Origin of the sequence: Dyella sp. (assembly GCF_051962475.1) — a bacterium.
Lineage (GTDB): Bacteria > Pseudomonadota > Gammaproteobacteria > Xanthomonadales > Rhodanobacteraceae > Dyella_A.
Genome location: NZ_JBQCCF010000047.1, coordinates 64,717 through 81,223 on the forward strand (window position 1 = coordinate 64,717; position 16,507 = coordinate 81,223).

Below are 16,507 nucleotides of genomic sequence, written 5' to 3' on the forward strand. Positions count from 1 at the left end.
CGTTACTCGGACTCGTCGTCCGGCAACGTCTGCATCGCCCCCGGATCCACCGCCAGCTGGCTGGCGGCGAGCGCCACCTGGGTACGATTGTTGACCCCGAGCTTGCGCATGATCGCGGTCATGTGCGCCTTCACCGTGGCCTCGGAGACGCCCAGGTCCCAGGCGATCTGCTTGTTGAGCTGCCCTTCGGCGATCATCGTCAGCACGCGGAACTGCTGCGGCGTGAGCGACGCGACCCGCGCGGCGATATCCGCTTCGTCGTTCTTCAGTGCGATCTCGCCGCCCACCAACTGGTGCGGCAGCCAGGTGTCGCCCTCGAGCACCGCATGGATCGCCCTGACGATCTCATCGCCCGGCGTGGACTTCGGGATATAGCCCGACGCGCCGTGCGCCAGCGCGCGCCGCGCCACCTGCGCCTCCTCGTGGCCGGACACCACGATGGTGGGCAGGCCCGGATACTGGCCGCGGATGTGCGCCAGCGCCGAGTAGCCACGCGCGCCGGGCATGTGCAGATCCAGCAGCAGCAAGTCCGCTTCGGGAAACTGCTCGATCAGAACGAGCAGGGCGTGCACGCTGTCGGCGCAATGTGTCTGCGCGTCGGGCAGTGCGGTGATCACGGCGCGGCGCAGGGCATCGCGGAACAGTGGATGGTCGTCGGCGATCAGTACGTCCGGCATGGGATCTCGGTGATGTAGGAACGCACCGTGTGCGCGAAAGCTGTTTGTCCTGCTTGCCACGAGAGATCGCGCACAGGTTGCGCTCCTACCTGGGTCATTTGATCAGGCGCTCATCGACCAGGTTTTTCACCACGCCCGGATCGGCCAGCGTGGAGATGTCGCCGAGCTGGTCGGGTGCGTTCTCGCCGATCTTGCGCAGGATGCGGCGCATGATCTTGCCCGAGCGGGTCTTCGGCAGGCCCGGTGCCCACTGCAGGTAATCGGGCGTGGCAATCGGGCCGATCTCCTTGCGCACCCACGCCACCAGCTCCTTGCGCAGCTCGTCCGTGCCGGTCTCGCCCGCCACCAGGGTGACGTAGGCATAGATGCCCTGGCCCTTGATCTCGTGCGGGCAGCCAACCACGGCCGCCTCAGCCACCTTGGGGTGCGATACCAGCGCGCTCTCCACCTCGGCGGTGCCGATGCGGTGGCCGGAGACGTTGATCACGTCGTCGACGCGGCCGGTGATCCAGTAGTAGCCGTCCTCGTCGCGGCGCACGCCGTCGCCGGTGAAGTAATTGCCCGGATACGCGCTGAAATAGGTTTCGATGAAGCGCTGGTGGTCGCCGTACACCGTGCGCATTTGTCCCGGCCAGGAGTCGGTGATCAGCAGGTTGCCTTCGCAGGCGCCTTGCTGCACCTCGCCGTTGGCGTCGACGATGGCCGGCTTCACGCCGAAGAAGGGCAGGGTGGCCGAGCCAGGCTTGGCGTCGATGGCGCCGGGCAGCGGTGTGATCAAAATGCCGCCGGTTTCGGTCTGCCACCAGGTGTCGACGATCGGGCAGCGCTCGTCGCCGACCACGCGGTAATACCACTCCCAGGCTTCCGGATTGATCGGCTCGCCGACCGAACCGAGCACGCGCAGCGACGCGCGCGAGCAGGCTTTCACCGGTCCTTCGCCCTCGCGCATCAGCGCGCGGATAGCGGTGGGCGCGGTGTAGAACAGGCTCACCTTGTGCTTGTCGATCACCTGCCAGAAACGCCGGAAGTCCGGATAGTTCGGTACGCCGTCGAACATCACCGTGGTGGCGCCGTTGGCGAGCGGCCCGTACACCACGTAGCTGTGGCCGGTGACCCAGCCCACGTCGGCGGTGCACCAGTACACGTCGTCCTCGCGCAGGTCGAACACCAGCTCGTGGGTGTAGCTGGCGTACACCAGGTAGCCGCCAGAGGTGTGCAGCACGCCCTTCGGTTTGCCGGTGGAGCCGGAGGTGTAGAGGATGAACAACGGGTGCTCGGCTTCCAGCGGCTCGGCTGCGCAGTCGGCGCTCTGGCCGTCCATCAGCACGTGCCAGTAACGGTCGCGCGGCGACTGCATCGGCACCGCTGCGCCGGTGCGGCGTACCACCACCACGGTTTCCACGCTGTTGGTGCCGGGCCGCTCCAGCGAAGCGTCGACGTTCGCCTTCAGCGGGATCTTCTTGCCGCCGCGCGTGCCCTCGTCGGCGGTCACCACTACCTTGCATTGCGAGTCGGCGATGCGGCCGGCCAGCGAATCGGGTGAGAAGCCACCGAACACCACCGAGTGCACCGCGCCGATGCGCGCGCAGGCCAGCATCGCCACCGCCGCCTCGGGAATCATCGGCAGGTAGATCGCCACCCGGTCGCCCTTGGCCACGCCCAGGTGCTTGAGCGTGTTGGCGAACTTGCATACCTCGGCATGCAGTTCGCGGTAACTGATGTGTCGCGACTCGTTCGGATCGTCGCCTTCGAAGATGATCGCGGTCTTGTCCCCGCGCTCGGCCAAGTGGCGGTCCAGGCAGTTGGCCGACACGTTGAGCTGCCCGTCCTCGTACCAGCGAATATGCAGATTGGTAGGGTCGAACGAAGTGTTCTTGATCTTGGTCGGCGCCTTCATCCAATCCAGGCGCTGGCCGATGCCGCCCCAGAACGCCGCCGGATCGGCCACCGATGCGGCGTACAGCCGCTGGTAATCCGCGTGCTTCACGCGGGCGCGGGCGGCGAATTCGGGCGTGACCGGATAAAGCTTGGACATGGCAGGGCTCCTCGGGGTCTCGGCGGCGCGTTCGGCGCGACAGCCATCTACGGCGTTCGAGTGTAGCTGTGCCGGTGTAAGTGCATCGCGAGCGCCACGCTTCGACTTTGGTCGATTCTCGACCAAAGCCGTATAGCTGCGCGCGGCGCAACATCACCATGCTCCGAGCGTCATCGTGCCGCGCTCGCGCATGCACCGGACGCTGGTGGGCGATTGCACATGCCCAAGGTCTGGTCGGGCTGATCGATGAGGGCGCCGGCGCGGCGGGGCAGATTGGCGACGCGGGTTCGACAGGCCGGGGGGCGGCCTGTCCGAGTGACCGCCGCGGCATCGCGGCACCACTTCCGCCGGGTGCGGAATGGTTCAACCTTGAGGGGAGTAGAGCATGGCCACCAGCGGCATCGATGCGAACAGCGCACTCGACGTCAGCCACAAGCGGGTGATTTTCGCATCCAGCCTGGGCACCGTCTTCGAGTGGTACGACTTCTATCTGTACGGCTCGCTCGCCGTGATCATCGGCAAGCAGTTCTTCTCCGGCCTCAACGAGGCCAGCCAGCTGGTGTTCGCGCTGCTGGCCTTCGCCGCCGGCTTCGCGGTGCGCCCGTTCGGCGCCATCGTGTTCGGCCGCATCGGCGACCTGGTCGGGCGCAAGTACACCTTCCTCGTCACCATCCTGATCATGGGCCTCTCGACCTTCCTGGTCGGCGTGCTACCCGGCTACGAGCAGATCGGCGTCGCCGCCCCGGTGATCCTGATTGCACTACGCCTGCTGCAGGGTCTGGCGCTCGGCGGCGAGTACGGCGGTGCGGCCACCTACGTGGCCGAGCATGCGCCGCACGGCAAGCGCGGCTTCTATACCAGCTTCATCCAGATCACCGCGACGTTCGGCCTGTTCCTGTCGCTGCTGATCATCCTGGGCTGCAAGGTGATGCTCGGTCCGAAGTTCGACGCCTGGGGCTGGCGCATCCCATTCCTGCTTTCCGCACTGCTGCTGGCTGTGTCGGTGTACATCCGCCTGCAGCTGGCCGAGTCGCCAGTGTTCCGGCAGATGAAGGAGGAGGGCAAGCACTCCACCGCGCCGCTGACCGAGTCGTTCGCGCGCTGGGGTAACCTGAAGATCGTGATCCTGGCCCTGCTCGGCGCCACCGCCGGCCAGGCGGTGGTGTGGTACTGCGGCCAGTTCTACGCAATGTACTTCCTAGGTTCCACGCTGAAGATCGACGCCACCACCACGCAGCTGCTGATTGCCGGCGCGCTGCTGCTGGGCACGCCGTTCTTCGTGGTGTTCGGCGCGCTGTCGGACAAGATCGGACGCAAGCCGATCGTGCTGGCTGGTTGTCTGCTGGCGGCGCTCACCTATTTCCCGATCTTCAAGGCGCTCACCCACTACGGCAATCCGGCGATCGAGGCGGCCAGTGTGTCCGCGCCGATCCGCGTCACCGCCGATCCGAAAGACTGCAACCTGCAGGTCGACCTGATCGGTAAGAAGGTGTTCACCAGCTCCTGCGACGTGGCCAAGAGTTTCCTGGCCAAGCGTGGCGTGCCGTACGAGAACATTGCCGCGGCACCGGGCACGGTGGCGGTGGTGTCGGTGGGCGGCAAGGACTTCACCTCGTTCGACGGCAGCACGCTCGCCAAGGCGGACTTCGCCGCGCAGAGCAAGGCGTTCGCCGATACCGTGGGCGCCGCGGTCAACGCCGCCGGCTATCCGGCCAAGGCGGACCCGGCCACTATCAACAAGCCGATGGTGCTGCTGCTGCTGTGGCTGCTGGTGATCTACGTGACCATGGTCTACGGCCCGATCGCAGCGTGGCTGGTGGAGATGTTCCCCACCCGCATCCGCTACACCTCGATGAGCCTGCCGTACCACATCGGCAACGGTTGGTTCGGCGGCTTCCTGCCCTCGGTGTCGTTCGGCATCGTCGCAGCGACGGGCGATTTCTACGCGGGCCTCTGGTACCCGATCGTGATCGCCGCGATGACGGTGGTGATCGGCGCGCTGTTCGTACGAGAAACCAAGGACGTGGATATCCACGCCTGACGTCAAGCTCGCGCGCGTCGCTGGCGGCGCGTGCGAGCTCCAGGCATCACATCGAACCATCCCGCGCCGGGTATCGCCACATGTCAGCGGTACCGGCCCGAGGACGACCAAAGTCGTAGGGGCGACGCGGAGAAATCGCTATCTGCCCCTGTTAACGGTCCTGTAATCTTTTTGCCATGTCCGGGCGGCGGTTCCGGGGTTGCCGCAGACGCTGCGGCCTCGCTGTCGACGGTCTTCCAATCGGGGAGTGAGCCATGAAACGAAACCCTATGTTTTTCGCCGTGGCGGCAGCGCTGGGTCTGGCCGTCGCCAGCCCGTCGTTCGCGGCCACCAAGCAGACCGACGTCAAGGCACTGCAGGCATTGATCCAGAAACAGCAGGATCAACTCGACCAGCAGCAGAAAGAACTGCAGGCCCTGCGTGAGAGCCTGCAGCAGATCGCCGGCAACCAGCAGGCGCAGCAGCAGCAGATCGAGAAGGTCGCGGCCGCGCCAGCGCCGGCACCGGTGGCCAAGCCGGTGTTCAGCAGCGCGCCGGGCGTGTCGGTGGCCCTGCACGGCTTCGTCAATGCCACCGCGTTCTCGCAGGACAAGGCGTTTACCTTCGGCAATGGCCAGAACGCCGAATTCCCCAACGTAGGCACGCATGGCCGCAATACCGGCGTGGACATTCGCAACACCCGTTTCTGGCTCGATTTCGCCGGCGCCAAGTTCAATGAGAACTGGAGCGGCGGCGGGCGCATCGAGATGGACTTCTTCGGCGGCTTCAACGGCACCGGTGCGTACTCGGTGTCACAGCCGACGCCGCGCCTGCGTCAGGCCTACATGGACCTGACCAACGCCTCCACCGGCAGCACGGTGCGCATCGGCCAGCAGTGGGATCTGCTGTTCCCCCTGGACAACGTGCCGGCCTCGGTCACCCATGTCGCGTTCCCGCTCGGCTATGGCACCGGCATGATCGGCTGGCGCTTCCCCGGCGTGGTGTGGATGCAGGATCTCAACCACGGTTCGGACGGCCCGAAGTGGCGGCTTGATCTGGGTGGATTCAACGGCAACTGGAGTGGCCCGGGCGACAACATCAACTACCTGACCGCCGGCAACGCCGGGTTCCGTCCACAGCTGCAGGCCCGCCTGCACGTGCAGGACAAGGACTGGCTGGCCTATTTCGTGGCGCACTACGCACAGATCGACCTGCGCGGCGTCGACGGCACGGGCGCTACCCCGATCGCCAAGACCATCGACAGCGAGGGCTTCGAGGTGGGCGGCAACTGGCATCCGGGCAACTGGATGTTCAAGGGCAACATCTACAGCGGCAAGGGCCTGGGCCAGGTGTTCGGCGGGCTGATCCAGTTCGGCGACATCCAGGAAACAGGCGGCTACCTGCAGGCGGGCTACAAGTTCACCCCGAACTGGAGCGCCAACCTGTTCTACGCCTCCAGCAAGCCCAAGCGCAGCGACGTGGTCGAGTGGCTGGGCAGCGGCTCGGTGGGGCGCCTGAAGAACAACCAGGCGGCGGTCAACCTGATCTACACCTCCGGCGCCTACGAGCTCGGTGCGGAGTACCTGTACTCCAAGCTCGACACCACCACGCTGGCGGCGCCCGATACCACCAAGACCACCAAGGGCAGCCAAGTGTCGCTCAGCGCCAAGTACAACTTCTGACGACTACCGCGAGCGGTCGCTCCATGCTGCCGCTCGTTGTCCCAAACAAACAGAAAACCACGCCGCGAGGCGTGGTTTTTCTTTGCGCGGCGTGAGTGCAGCGCGCTCAGCGATCCAGCGGTGGCTTGCCTTCCCGCAGGCGCTGCAGCTCGTAGGCCGACAGCGATTCGGTACGCGCGCTGGAGGCGATGCGCGCCTGCGCGAAGGCCAGACCGGTTGCCAGCAGGCCGACCAGCCCGATCAGCAGCCACAGGCCCATCGCGCCCCCGCTGTGGCGCGTGAAGCACAGCACGAAGGCCAGCGCGGTTCCGGTCAGCAGCAGCCAGCGCATAGGTATCCCGCCAGTGGATTCACCGCCCCAAGCGGCGGCTGCCGGATCATAAACTGCTGCCGCGACGCGATGAATGCGTCGGCCGTGACGGCGGTCATGCGCGCGGCATGTCGCGTCCGCTGAGATGCCGGCCCGCTACGCTGCCGCGATGCCGCAGCCATCCGATCCCCTAGCTCCCCGCGCCTTCAAAGGTCGCGGTGCCGCGTCCAATCCGCAAGGGCGCTTCGAGTCGATCCGCCACCACGCCGAAGACGACGGCTGGCAGAGCGCCCTGCTCGACGAGGAGGCGCCGCGTCCGCGCACCGAGGTCACGGAGGAGCGCGCGCGCAGCGTCATCACCCGCAACGACTCGCCCGACATCCACTTCACCCAGGCGATGAATCCTTACCGTGGGTGCGAGCATGGGTGCATTTACTGCTTTGCGCGGCCCTCGCACAGCTACCTCAACCTTTCGCCGGGGCTGGATTTCGAGACGAAGCTGCGTGCCAAGAGCAACCTCGCCGAGGTGTTGCGGCACGAGCTGTCCAGGCCCGGCTACCGGGTGGAGCCGATCAACATCGGCAGCAACACCGACCCCTACCAACCGATCGAGAAGCGCTGGCGCCTGACCCGCGCCGCGCTGGAGCTGCTGGCCGATTGCGGCCACCCGTGCACGATCGTCACCAAGAACGCGCTGGTGGAGCGCGACCTGGATCTGCTCACGCCGATGGCGAAAGTCGGGCTGGTGCAGGTGTTCGTCTCGGTCAATTCGCTCGACAACCACCTGGCCGCGAAGCTGGAACCGCGCGCCAGCGCCCCGCACCGGCGCATCCAGGCGATCCGCGCGCTGGCCGACGCCGGCGTGCCGGTGGGCGTGCTGGTGGCGCCGATCATCCCTGCGCTCAACGACCGCGACATGGAAGCGGTGCTCGAACAGGCCGCTGACGCGGGCGCGCGTTGCGCCGGCTATACCGTGGTGCGCCTCCCGCACGAGCTCAAGGCGCTGGTCCGCGAATGGCTGGCGTTGCATGCGCCCGACCGCGCCGCCCACGTGATGAGCCTGATCCAGCAGATGAACGGCGGCCGGGACTACGACAGCGACTTCCGCACGCGCATGCGCGGGCAGGGCGTATTCGCCGACCTGCTCAAGCGCCGCTTCGAGATCGCCTGCCGCAAACACGGCTTCGGCCGCGCCCGTGAGCTGCAGCTGGACACCACCCGCTTCGTGCCGCCACGCAAACCGTCGCCGCAGGGTCAGCTGTTCTAGGCGCAAGCCCGTCCTGGGTGGCGCCGACGCGTTTGCTGAACCGTGCCCGCGGTGTTTCACATCCTCCTGACCGCGCCACCGCTTTGCTTCGCGATCGATGCGCGGCGGTGCGCTGCGTCTGACCTTAGGTTATGCGGAGGTGCCCATGTCTTCGTTTGCGATCTATCTGATTGGCATGCTGCTGGTGATCGGCGGTCTGGCGTATGTCGCGTGGATGCTGCATACACCCACCCACTGGCTGATCGCCGGCGTGGTGGTGATGTTGGGCCTGGGTGTCCTGGGCGCGGTGAAGAGTACGCGCCGGCGGGATCCGCCCGGGCCCTGAGATCGGTGTGCCCGGCAACAGGGCGGGTCGTACGACCCGCCCTGTTGGTGCGGGAGAAGTGGCGGATCAGCTGCCTGCGGGCAGGTACTTGCCGAACCACAACAGCGCGCGCTGCAGCACGTCGCGCTGGTGCGCCGGATCGACGAAGTGGTGGCCCTCGTTGGGATAGACCACCAGCGAGGTAGGCACGCCCTGGGCGCGCAGCGCGTGCCACATCTCGAACGACTGCGGTGCGGGGCATTCGGCGTCGCGGTCGCCGACCACGATCAGCATCGGTGTCTTCACCTGCTTGATGAAGTTGATCGCCGAGCTCTTGGCGTACACCGCCGGGTCGTCGTACACCGAAGCGCCGAAGAACGGGGTCATCCACTGGTCGATCAGGTTCTGGCCGTAGTAGCTCTGCCAGTTGGCGATGCCGGCGCCGGCCACCACGGCGCGGAAGCGCTGGGTCTGGGTGGGCGCGAACATGCTCATGAAGCCGCCGTAGCTCCAGCCGGTGAGGCCGAGGCGATGGTCGTCCACCGGCAGCTTCTTTTCGATGGTGTCAACACCGGCGAGGATGTCGCGCAGGTCGCCGTGGCCGAAGTCCTTGCGGTTGGCCTGCACGTAATCCTCGCCCTGGCCGTAACTGCCGCGCGGGTTGGGCATGAACACGAAATAGCCCAGCGGCGAGAACGGCACGCCGCCGAAGCCGACCGACGGCCAGCGCGGCAGCACGGCGCTGGCCGGTCCGCCGTGCACCATCACGATCATCGGATAGGTGCGGGACTTGTCGTAATGCGCCGGATACAGCAGCCAGCCCTGCACGTGGCGGCCTTCGTTGTCCCATTCGACCGACTCGGCCTGGCCCCACAAGGACTTCAGCGCCGCGTTGATGGCAGTGACCGCCGGCGGCGCAGTGGTGCTCAGCGCACCGGCATGCACTTCCGGCGCCTGCGCATAAGAGCTTTGCGCGAACGCAACCTTCGAGTGATCGGCCGACAGCGACAGCCCCATCGCCGCGCTGCCGTCGCCGAGGCTGGCGGCAGCGGTGAACAGCGGCGCCTGCGCGGTGGCGTGCGTCGCGCCGATCGCGTACGGCGCCACTTCGCTGCGGCCATTGCGGATCTGCGCCACCAGCAGGCGATCGGCGCCGGTCCAGCTGAACCACACCGGGGTGACCTTGATGCCCGGGGTCAGCGCAGTGATTGCGCCGCCCGCCGACGGCACGGCGTAGAGATCGCCACCGGTGGCACCTTGGTCACTCATCAGGCCGCCGATGAAGACGATGCGCGCACCGTCCGGTGACCAGCGCGGCAGCGCCATCTGCAAGCCGTGCAGCGGGCCGGTGACGGTGCGCGTGTCCACCAGCGCGCGCGGCTTGGCGTCCGCGCGCGCGTCCTGCGCGTAGAGCTTGGCGATCCACCAGTTGTTGTCGCCCGGCGCCGGCGCGGCGACGTAGGCGAGCCGGCGGCTGTCGGGTGACCAGCTGAATTCGTACACGTAGCTTGCTGCCGGCGTGAGCAGCTGCACGGCGCCGCCCGCAGCCGGCACGGTGGCGATGCGCTGCACTTCCAGCCCGTCCACCCCCACTTCGCCGGCGGCGGGTTTGGCCGCGGCCACTGCACTGGCAGCACGGGTGGCGCCCTCCACGTAGAGGAAGGCCAAGCGTGCGCCGTCGGCCGACCACGACAGGTCGTGCGCGTAGCCGTGCAGCGCGGCCAGCCGCGTCGGCGCTGCCTTGGCGGCCGTGTCCGCCAGCACAAGGTCCTTCTGGCCCGGCTTAGCGCCGACGCTGGGGCAATCGGTGAGGAAGGCGAGATGGCGTGAATCCGGCGCCCAGGCGATGTCGCTCTCGCTGCAGCGGTCAGGCTTGTCGCGGGTGTTGAGGCGGTGCGCGCCGCGCCCGTCGAACCCGGCCAGCATGATCGCCGGCTTGCTGGCGGAATCCACCACCCACGCCAGCTGTCGGCCGTCCGGCGAGAGCTGCACGGCGTGGATGTCGCGCACCTGGCCCAGCTCGGTGAGCAGGTGGTCGATGCGAGGGTCGACTGGCGCAGTGCCGGCCCATACGGCCGGAGCGAGCGCACCGGCAAGCATCGCCAGCGGCAGGCGAAGGAAGGATCGAATCATGGTCACTCTCGTGGGGACGGATCAGCCCACGACGCTAGCAGCGTGCGGGCCGGTGCTCCAAGTGCTGCGCGCGCGTGGGGATCAGGGCGCTGATGCGGCTCTCTGGATACGCGCCTGCCTGACGGCGGCGAGCCGGGCACGGATCGCCGGCAGCGCGGCCACGGCCGCCTGCTCACCCGCCAGGATCGCCTGCTGCTTCTGCGCGAAGTCGGTGGCACCGATGCCGGCGACCAGCGGCCGGATGACCACGTCGGCGCGCGCCAGCTCCTGCGCGCCGAGCGTCTGCCCCATGATGCTGATCGACTGGTTGACGATGTCGACCATGCCTTCGGGATTGCGCCCGTCGGCCTTGCTGGAGATGTCCACCGCGATCACCACGTCGGCGCCGAGCTGGCGCGCCGCGTCCACCGGCACAGGGCTGGTGACGCCGCCATCGACGTAGTGCTTGAGGCCGATCGCGGTGGGCTCGAACACGCCGGGAATGCTGCACGAAGCGCGCACCGCCTCGCCGGTGTTGCCGCGGGTGAACACCGTGCGCTGGCCGTTTTCCAGCTCGGTGGCGACGGCGGCGAACGGCTTCTTAAGCCGCTCGATGGGCGTGTGGTCCAGCTGAGTGTTGATGTAGTCCTGCAGCGCCTGGCCGCGCACCAGGCCGCCAGAGAACAGCCGCACGTCGCGCAGACTGGACTCGTCCAGCGCCAACGCCGCCTGCTGCAGCGCAAAGCCGTCCATGCCGCCGGCGTACAGCGCGCCCACCACGCTACCGGCGCTGGTGCCGGCGACCACGTCGATCCGGATGCCGTTGGCCTCTAGCATCTTGATAACGCCGATATGCGCGAAGCCCTTGGCCGCACCACCGCCCAATGCCAGGCCGACGCGCAGCGGCGGCAGCGGCGACGGGGTGGGCGCGGGCGGGCGGCGGACGGCCGGTGCACACGCTGCGAGCAGCAGCGTGGCGAGCAGCGGAGGCAGTAAACGGCGAAGGCTCATCGGAACGGCGGCATCGGCGGCAAAGCGGGCGAGTCTACGGCGGCGGTGGGGCGCCGCGCGGCCCGCTCCGTGGCCGCCTTCAGTCGCCGTTGGCTCGGCGACTCACAGACGCGCGCCGTCCGCTTCCACGTGATAGTGCGTGGCTCGTTCCACCTCCTGGCGCGAGCCGAGGAACACCGGCACACGCTGGTGCAGTCCGCTGGGTGCGATCTCCATGATGCGCGCGCGCCCCGTGGTGGCCGCGCCGCCGGCCTGTTCCACGATGAAGGCCATCGGGTTGGCCTCGTACATCAGCCGCAGCTTGCCGCCCTTGCTCTTGATCTTGGCGTCCAGCGGATAGAAGAACACCCCTCCGCGGGTGATGATGCGATGCACGTCGGCGACCATCGAGGCGACCCAGCGCATGTTGAAATCCTTACCGCGCGGGCCTTCGGTGCCGGCCAGCAACTCGCCCACGTAGCGCTGCATCGGCGCTTCCCAGTGGCGCTGGTTGGACATGTTGATGGCGAACTCGGCGGTGGCCTCCGGGATGCGGATGCCGCGCCGGCTCAGCACGAAGCTGCCCACCTCGCGGTCCAGCGTGAACTCATGGGTGCCGTGGCCGAAGGTCAGCACCAGCACCGTGGCCGGGCCGTACACCACGTAGCCGGCCGCAAGCTGCGCGGTACCCGACTGCAGGAAGTGCTCCACCTTCGGCTCGGTCACGTGATCCGGGCAGCGCAGCACCGAGAAGATAGTGCCCACGGAGATGTTCACGTCGATGTTCGAGCTGCCGTCCAACGGATCGAACAGAAGCAGGTGGTTGCCCTTGGGGTACATGTCGGGGATCGGCTGCGGGTCTTCCATCTCCTCCGACGCGCATGCCGCCAGGTGCCCGCCCCAGGCATTGGCTTCGAGCAGGATCTCGTTGGAGATCACGTCCAGCTTCTTCTGCGCCTCGCCCTGGATATTAATGCTGGCCGCATCGCTGTCGCCCGCGGCCATACCCAGTACGCCGCCCAGTGCGCCTTTGTTGGTGGCCACGCTGATGCGCTTGCAGGCCCGTGCCACCACCTCGATCAGCAGCGACAGCTCGGCGTTGATGTGGCCGGCACGGCGTTCCTCGATCAGGAACTGGATCAGCGAAACGGGCTTCATGCGGTCTCCGGGACGGAAAAGGATCGGCATTGTCTCGTGTGCGCAGAAGCTGCGCTAGCTAAACGGAATTGCGGGAAGGGACCCGGGGAGTGGAAGCCTGTCATGGCTATTTCTCACACCCGCCTGTGGCGCGCACACTGGCAGCCACCTCCCAACGGTCGTCGCCATGTCCCCTGGTCGCTTCCGCTTAGTTGTCCTTGGTGTCGTTGCATCGCTCACGACGGCGGCCCTTCGCGGGCAGGCGTACGACCCGGCCGCAGTACGTATGTTTCGCGCGCTCAGCGAGCAGCCCAGTCCCCTGGCCCGGTACCAGTACCTGCAAAAGCTCGACCCGCATCTGTCCACGGCCAATCAGCATTTGGCCGCCCAAATGAGCGCGTTCGCGCTGGCCGAGCTAGGTCTGTACAGCCAGGCAGTGCTCGCCTTTCCTTTGAAGATGCGCCCAGTCCCGGGGCTGTCGCTCCCCGACGCCCTGAACTGGCGTGGCGAAGATGCGATCGAAGTGATCGCCAAGGCGGCAGCGAACCGCCGTATCGTGATGATCAACGAAGTCCATCACAACGCCCAGACTCGGGTATTGACCTTGCAGTTGCTGCCGCGCCTGCGAGCACTCGGTTTCAACTACCTGGCGATCGAGGCTCTGGGGAACGATCCCGGGCTGACTGAGCGCGGGTACCCCCTGCGCGCGAGCGGAACGGAATACCTGCAGGAACCGCTGTATGGCGAAATCGTTCGCGAGGCGCTGAGGCTGGGCTTCGTTCTTGTGCCCTACGACGATGAGGAGGCGGAAAGCGATGTGGGGGCCCGTGAAGCCGGGCAGGCGAGAAATCTTCTCCGGCGTGTCTTCACACGGGACCCCGATGCCCGGCTGGTGGTGGCGGCCGGTTATGCGCATGTCGACAAGGCTGTTGGTCGACTGGGACTGGCCAGGCCCATGGCAATGAACCTAGCGGAGCTGACTGGTCTGGACCCGCTTTCGATCGATCAGGCTCAGTTTCTCGATGTGGAGTGGGGCAAGAACGACGACTATCACCGACTCGCCGCCCGGTTTCCCTCCGAGGTCCCCGAGGTTCTGGTGGATGAGGCAAGCGGTCGCCCCTGGTCAGCGGCTCCGGAGCTGTATGACATCAGCGTGATTTCCCCGCCCTCCCTCTCCCTCAAAGCGTTCGGTGATGAGGAGATTTCCGCACCTTCGGTGGGTCGTTATCGGGACCTGAGCAACGGCGTGCAGATGGCCCATCAGGCCTTCGTCGCTTTCAATGACATGAAGCGGCCCAAGTGGCTGGAGCTCGGTGGCCGCCGCCGCCCGTATCCGGTCGACACTCGCTTGTGCCGGGGGCAGATTCCATGCGTGGTCGACGCCCACTACGTCGACGAGTCCGACCAAGCCACGCCCGCCGACATCTATGCATTCTTCAAATCGAGCAGTAGCACGCGACTCTATCTCTACCCGGGGCGCTATCGCCTTCGCGCCTGGAACGATCAGGGGCGGAGACTTTCCGACGCCGTGATCGAGATCCCGGACTCCTGATCCCGGCAGCCTCCTTCCCGTTTACGGCCACCCTGCTGACATCACGTTGGCAGCAGCGCGGGGCGATGCTTGCACTCCACCCACGGAGGGCAGATCCATGCGCGATACGGTTTATGTTCTGGTATTTGACGGCTTCGCCGACTGGCAAGCAGCACTGGCGCTGTGCGAAGTGCGGCGGCCGGGCGATTGGCAGGTGTGCACGCTTGGCTTCAGCCGGGCGCCGGTGGTGTCGATGGGCGGGCTGACGGTGCAGCCGGATGCCACCCTGGCCGAGCTGGCGATGGATCGCGCGGTCATGCTGGTGGTCCCCGGTGGCCACCTGTGGCTGCGTGGTGAAGGTGCAGCGGCCGTGGAGCGCTTGCGTGAGGCGCACGCCGCCGGGGCGACGGTGGCGGGCATCGACAGTGGCGTGGTGCCGCTGGCGCGCGCCGGTCTGCTCGACGGCGTGCGCCACACCGGCAACTGGGCCGGTCAGCTGAGTGCCGTGCCGGATTACGCGGGCGAAGACCAGTACGACGCCGAGGTGCTGGCGGCGAACGACGCCGGGGTGATTACGGCCAGTCACCTGGGCAGCGTGGAGTTTGCGCGCGAGGTGATCCGCACGCTCGACCTCTACAGCCCCACCGATCGCGAGGACTGGTTTCGCCTGTTCAAGCACGCCCGACTGCCGGCATGGTGCGCTGGCGCGTCGCCGGTCGAGGTGGCCGCATGAGCCAGCACCTGGATCGCCTGCTGCGCGCCTATCGGCCGCTGTACCTGCGCGGCACCCTGGTCGAGGGCACGGCCCGGCTCGAACGCCCGCCCGTTGCGGAGCAGCGACCCCGGCCGGCACGGCTGAGCCTGCTGGCCTGGGTGGCGCTGGTGCTGCCGCGACGCGGGCGGGGCAAGCCGTGAGCGCGTCCGCGACGGCACCGATCGGCGTGCTCGAACTGCGCCAGTACACGCTGCGCCCGAGCCAGCGCGATCGCTTGGTGGCGCTGTTCGAGCGCGCCTTCATCGAATCGCAGGAGGCGCTGGGTATCGCCCTGCCGGGCCAGTTTGTCGATGCCGCCGATGCCGATCGCTTCGTCTGGCTGCGCGGCTTTGCCGATATGGCGGCGCGTGCTCACGCCCTGGCTGCCTTCTACGATGGCCCGGTATGGCGCGCGCACCGGGACGAGGCCAACGCCACAATGATCGATTCGGACGACGTGTTGCTGCTGCGCCCCTGGCAGCCGTTCGACCTGCGCGGCCTGGAGCGACCACCCGCGGGCCGGCCGCTACCCGCAGGCCCGGTGCGGGCGATGATCTGCCCGCTGCGCCCGGGCAGCGCCCGTACGGTGGCGCAGGCGTTCGACTCCCGGGTGCGCCCGCGATGGGAGGCGCATGGGGCGCAGTTGCTCGGCAGCTGGATCACCGAGCCGGCGCGCAACAACTTCCCGCGCCTGCCGGTGCGCGAGGAAGAGCCGGTGTTCGTCTGGTTCGCCGGCTTCGCGGACGAGGCCAGCCATGCGCGGTGGCGCCACGCGATCGAGGCCGATCCTGCCACCGCCGAGGCGTTGGCCCGCTGGCAGGCCAGCCTGGATGGCCCGCCACAGTGGCTGCACCTGGCCCCCACGGCGCGATCGTTGCTGCGTGGTGCCATCGAGGTTCGTTCCTCCGCGCCGGTCGGCTTCCCTGCCGCCGTCGATCCGCTCTGAGGCATTCTCCACCCACCATCCACACGAGGAACCGCGCCGTGACCCCTGCACCCCGAGTCACCTTCTTCTATGCCCCGCACACCCGCGCCAGCGGCACGCTCGCTCTGTTCGAGGAGCTGGGCGTCGATTACGACCTGCACCTGCTCAGCCTCAAGGCCGGCACCCAGCGTGCGCCGGAGTATCTGGCCGTGAACCCGATGGGCAAGGTGCCGGCGATCGTGCACGACGGCGCGCTGGTCGCCGAGCAGCCGGCGGTCTTCATCTACCTGGCCGACCTGTACGCCGACAAGGGGCTCGCCCCGCCGATCGGTGACCCGTTGCGCGGCCCGTATCTGCGCTGGCTGGTGTTCTACGGCTCGTGCTTCGAGCCGGCCATCGTCGACCGCGCCATGAAGCGCGAGCCGGCGCCGCCCTCGACCTCACCCTACGGCAGCTGGGAGCAGGTGCTCGATACGCTGACCGCGCAGCTGGCGCGGGGGCCATATCTGTTCGGCGAGCGCTTCACCGCGGCCGACGTGCTGTGGGGCACGGCGCTGAACTGGACCACCCGATTCCAGCTGGTGCCGGAGCTGCCGGTGATCCGCGACTACATCGATCGCGTGCTGGCGCGTCCGGCCATGCAGCGCGCGCTGGCGAAGGACGCCGAATTCGCCGCCCAGGAGGGATAGGCACATGGCGATCCGGCCTGCGGTTCGCCTCTGGCCGGATGGCCGTCCATACCGCTCGATACGCCCGCATGACC

At 67.5% G+C, this 16,507-nt stretch carries 15 protein-coding genes; 9 read left to right on the forward strand and 6 right to left on the reverse strand.

What is annotated here, in order from left to right; translation table 11 throughout:
- Window positions 1–2 precede the first annotated feature (2 nt).
- Both ACTHJF_RS10590 and acs read right to left on the reverse strand, forming a co-directional pair.
- Entirely contained in the window at window positions 3–677 is a 675-nt protein-coding gene (locus ACTHJF_RS10590; protein WP_440260067.1) for a response regulator transcription factor, read from the reverse strand.
- 94 nt (window positions 678–771) lie between these two features.
- On the reverse strand, window positions 772–2,712 hold the full coding sequence (gene acs, locus ACTHJF_RS10595) for an acetate--CoA ligase (protein WP_440267075.1): 1,941 nt from the start codon (window positions 2,710–2,712) through the stop codon (window positions 772–774).
- A gap of 385 nt (window positions 2,713–3,097) precedes the next feature.
- Here acs and ACTHJF_RS10600 point away from each other — a divergent pair, with 385 nt between their 5' ends.
- Together ACTHJF_RS10600 and ACTHJF_RS10605 are read left to right on the forward strand one after the other, a co-directional pair.
- Entirely contained in the window at window positions 3,098–4,753 is a 1,656-nt protein-coding gene (locus ACTHJF_RS10600; protein WP_440267076.1) for an MFS transporter, read from the forward strand.
- A 254-nt stretch (window positions 4,754–5,007) separates the two neighbouring features.
- Window positions 5,008–6,414 carry a hypothetical protein gene (locus ACTHJF_RS10605; protein WP_440267077.1) on the forward strand — a complete coding sequence of 469 codons (1,407 nt, stop codon included), beginning with the start codon at window positions 5,008–5,010 and terminating at the stop codon, window positions 6,412–6,414.
- 106 nt (window positions 6,415–6,520) lie between these two features.
- On the opposite strand, the gene ACTHJF_RS10610 is transcribed toward ACTHJF_RS10605, so the two are convergent.
- Window positions 6,521–6,745 (reverse strand): hypothetical protein, encoded by a 225-nt coding sequence (locus tag ACTHJF_RS10610; protein ID WP_440267078.1) that lies wholly within the window; start codon window positions 6,743–6,745, stop codon window positions 6,521–6,523.
- A 148-nt stretch (window positions 6,746–6,893) separates the two neighbouring features.
- Between ACTHJF_RS10610 and ACTHJF_RS10615 the strand changes: the two genes are divergently transcribed.
- Together ACTHJF_RS10615 and ACTHJF_RS10620 are read left to right on the forward strand one after the other, a co-directional pair.
- Window positions 6,894–7,991, forward strand: coding sequence for a PA0069 family radical SAM protein (locus ACTHJF_RS10615; protein WP_440267079.1), 1,098 nt, complete (start codon window positions 6,894–6,896; stop codon window positions 7,989–7,991).
- A gap of 145 nt (window positions 7,992–8,136) precedes the next feature.
- Window positions 8,137–8,316: a hypothetical protein gene (locus tag ACTHJF_RS10620; RefSeq protein ID WP_431635086.1), complete on the forward strand. Its 180-nt coding sequence runs from the start codon at window positions 8,137–8,139 to the stop codon at window positions 8,314–8,316.
- Window positions 8,317–8,382: 66 nt separating this feature from the next.
- On the opposite strand, the gene ACTHJF_RS10625 is transcribed toward ACTHJF_RS10620, so the two are convergent.
- The 3 genes from ACTHJF_RS10625 to ACTHJF_RS10635 all read right to left on the reverse strand — a co-directional run bounded on the left by ACTHJF_RS10625 (window position 8,383) and on the right by ACTHJF_RS10635 (window position 12,555).
- On the reverse strand, window positions 8,383–10,428 hold the full coding sequence (locus ACTHJF_RS10625; protein WP_440267080.1) for a S9 family peptidase: 2,046 nt from the start codon (window positions 10,426–10,428) through the stop codon (window positions 8,383–8,385).
- Between the two features lie 81 nt (window positions 10,429–10,509).
- Window positions 10,510–11,418 carry a patatin-like phospholipase family protein gene (locus ACTHJF_RS10630; protein ID WP_440267081.1) on the reverse strand — a complete coding sequence of 303 codons (909 nt, stop codon included), beginning with the start codon at window positions 11,416–11,418 and terminating at the stop codon, window positions 10,510–10,512.
- A gap of 102 nt (window positions 11,419–11,520) precedes the next feature.
- Window positions 11,521–12,555 (reverse strand): class 1 fructose-bisphosphatase, encoded by a 1,035-nt coding sequence (locus ACTHJF_RS10635; protein ID WP_440267082.1) that lies wholly within the window; start codon window positions 12,553–12,555, stop codon window positions 11,521–11,523.
- A gap of 166 nt (window positions 12,556–12,721) precedes the next feature.
- Between ACTHJF_RS10635 and ACTHJF_RS10640 the strand changes: the two genes are divergently transcribed.
- The 5 genes from ACTHJF_RS10640 (at window position 12,722) to ACTHJF_RS10660 (ending at window position 16,433) form a co-directional block, all read left to right on the forward strand.
- A complete protein-coding gene (locus ACTHJF_RS10640) occupies window positions 12,722–14,086 on the forward strand; it encodes a hypothetical protein (RefSeq protein WP_440267083.1) in 1,365 nt (454 codons plus the stop codon).
- A gap of 97 nt (window positions 14,087–14,183) precedes the next feature.
- Complete coding sequence (locus tag ACTHJF_RS10645) at window positions 14,184–14,798, forward strand: DJ-1/PfpI family protein (protein ID WP_440267084.1); 615 nt, start codon at window positions 14,184–14,186, stop codon at window positions 14,796–14,798.
- Window positions 14,795–14,980, forward strand: coding sequence for a hypothetical protein (locus tag ACTHJF_RS10650; protein ID WP_440267085.1), 186 nt, complete (start codon window positions 14,795–14,797; stop codon window positions 14,978–14,980). Before ACTHJF_RS10645 ends, ACTHJF_RS10650 begins: the two co-directional genes overlap by 4 nt.
- Window positions 14,977–15,765 carry an NIPSNAP family protein gene (locus ACTHJF_RS10655; protein ID WP_440267086.1) on the forward strand — a complete coding sequence of 263 codons (789 nt, stop codon included), beginning with the start codon at window positions 14,977–14,979 and terminating at the stop codon, window positions 15,763–15,765. Before ACTHJF_RS10650 ends, ACTHJF_RS10655 begins: the two co-directional genes overlap by 4 nt.
- Window positions 15,766–15,803: 38 nt before the next feature.
- Window positions 15,804–16,433: a glutathione S-transferase family protein gene (locus ACTHJF_RS10660; RefSeq protein ID WP_440267087.1), complete on the forward strand. Its 630-nt coding sequence runs from the start codon at window positions 15,804–15,806 to the stop codon at window positions 16,431–16,433.
- Window positions 16,434–16,507: the final 74 nt, after the last annotated feature.

What these genes read in the sequence shown, in the direction of transcription:
- ACTHJF_RS10590 (WP_440260067.1), bottom strand. Translation starts at nt 677, where the DNA reads ATGCCGGACGTACTGATCGCCGACGACCATCCACTGTTCCGCGATGCC.
- acs (WP_440267075.1), bottom strand. Translation starts at nt 2,712, where the DNA reads ATGTCCAAGCTTTATCCGGTCACGCCCGAATTCGCCGCCCGCGCCCGC.
- ACTHJF_RS10600 (WP_440267076.1), top strand. Translation starts at nt 3,098, where the DNA reads ATGGCCACCAGCGGCATCGATGCGAACAGCGCACTCGACGTCAGCCAC.
- ACTHJF_RS10605 (WP_440267077.1), top strand. Translation starts at nt 5,008, where the DNA reads ATGAAACGAAACCCTATGTTTTTCGCCGTGGCGGCAGCGCTGGGTCTG.
- ACTHJF_RS10610 (WP_440267078.1), bottom strand. Translation starts at nt 6,745, where the DNA reads ATGCGCTGGCTGCTGCTGACCGGAACCGCGCTGGCCTTCGTGCTGTGC.
- ACTHJF_RS10615 (WP_440267079.1), top strand. Translation starts at nt 6,894, where the DNA reads ATGCCGCAGCCATCCGATCCCCTAGCTCCCCGCGCCTTCAAAGGTCGC.
- ACTHJF_RS10620 (WP_431635086.1), top strand. Translation starts at nt 8,137, where the DNA reads ATGTCTTCGTTTGCGATCTATCTGATTGGCATGCTGCTGGTGATCGGC.
- ACTHJF_RS10625 (WP_440267080.1), bottom strand. Translation starts at nt 10,428, where the DNA reads ATGATTCGATCCTTCCTTCGCCTGCCGCTGGCGATGCTTGCCGGTGCG.
- ACTHJF_RS10630 (WP_440267081.1), bottom strand. Translation starts at nt 11,418, where the DNA reads ATGAGCCTTCGCCGTTTACTGCCTCCGCTGCTCGCCACGCTGCTGCTC.
- ACTHJF_RS10635 (WP_440267082.1), bottom strand. Translation starts at nt 12,555, where the DNA reads ATGAAGCCCGTTTCGCTGATCCAGTTCCTGATCGAGGAACGCCGTGCC.
- ACTHJF_RS10640 (WP_440267083.1), top strand. Translation starts at nt 12,722, where the DNA reads ATGTCCCCTGGTCGCTTCCGCTTAGTTGTCCTTGGTGTCGTTGCATCG.
- ACTHJF_RS10645 (WP_440267084.1), top strand. Translation starts at nt 14,184, where the DNA reads ATGCGCGATACGGTTTATGTTCTGGTATTTGACGGCTTCGCCGACTGG.
- ACTHJF_RS10650 (WP_440267085.1), top strand. Translation starts at nt 14,795, where the DNA reads ATGAGCCAGCACCTGGATCGCCTGCTGCGCGCCTATCGGCCGCTGTAC.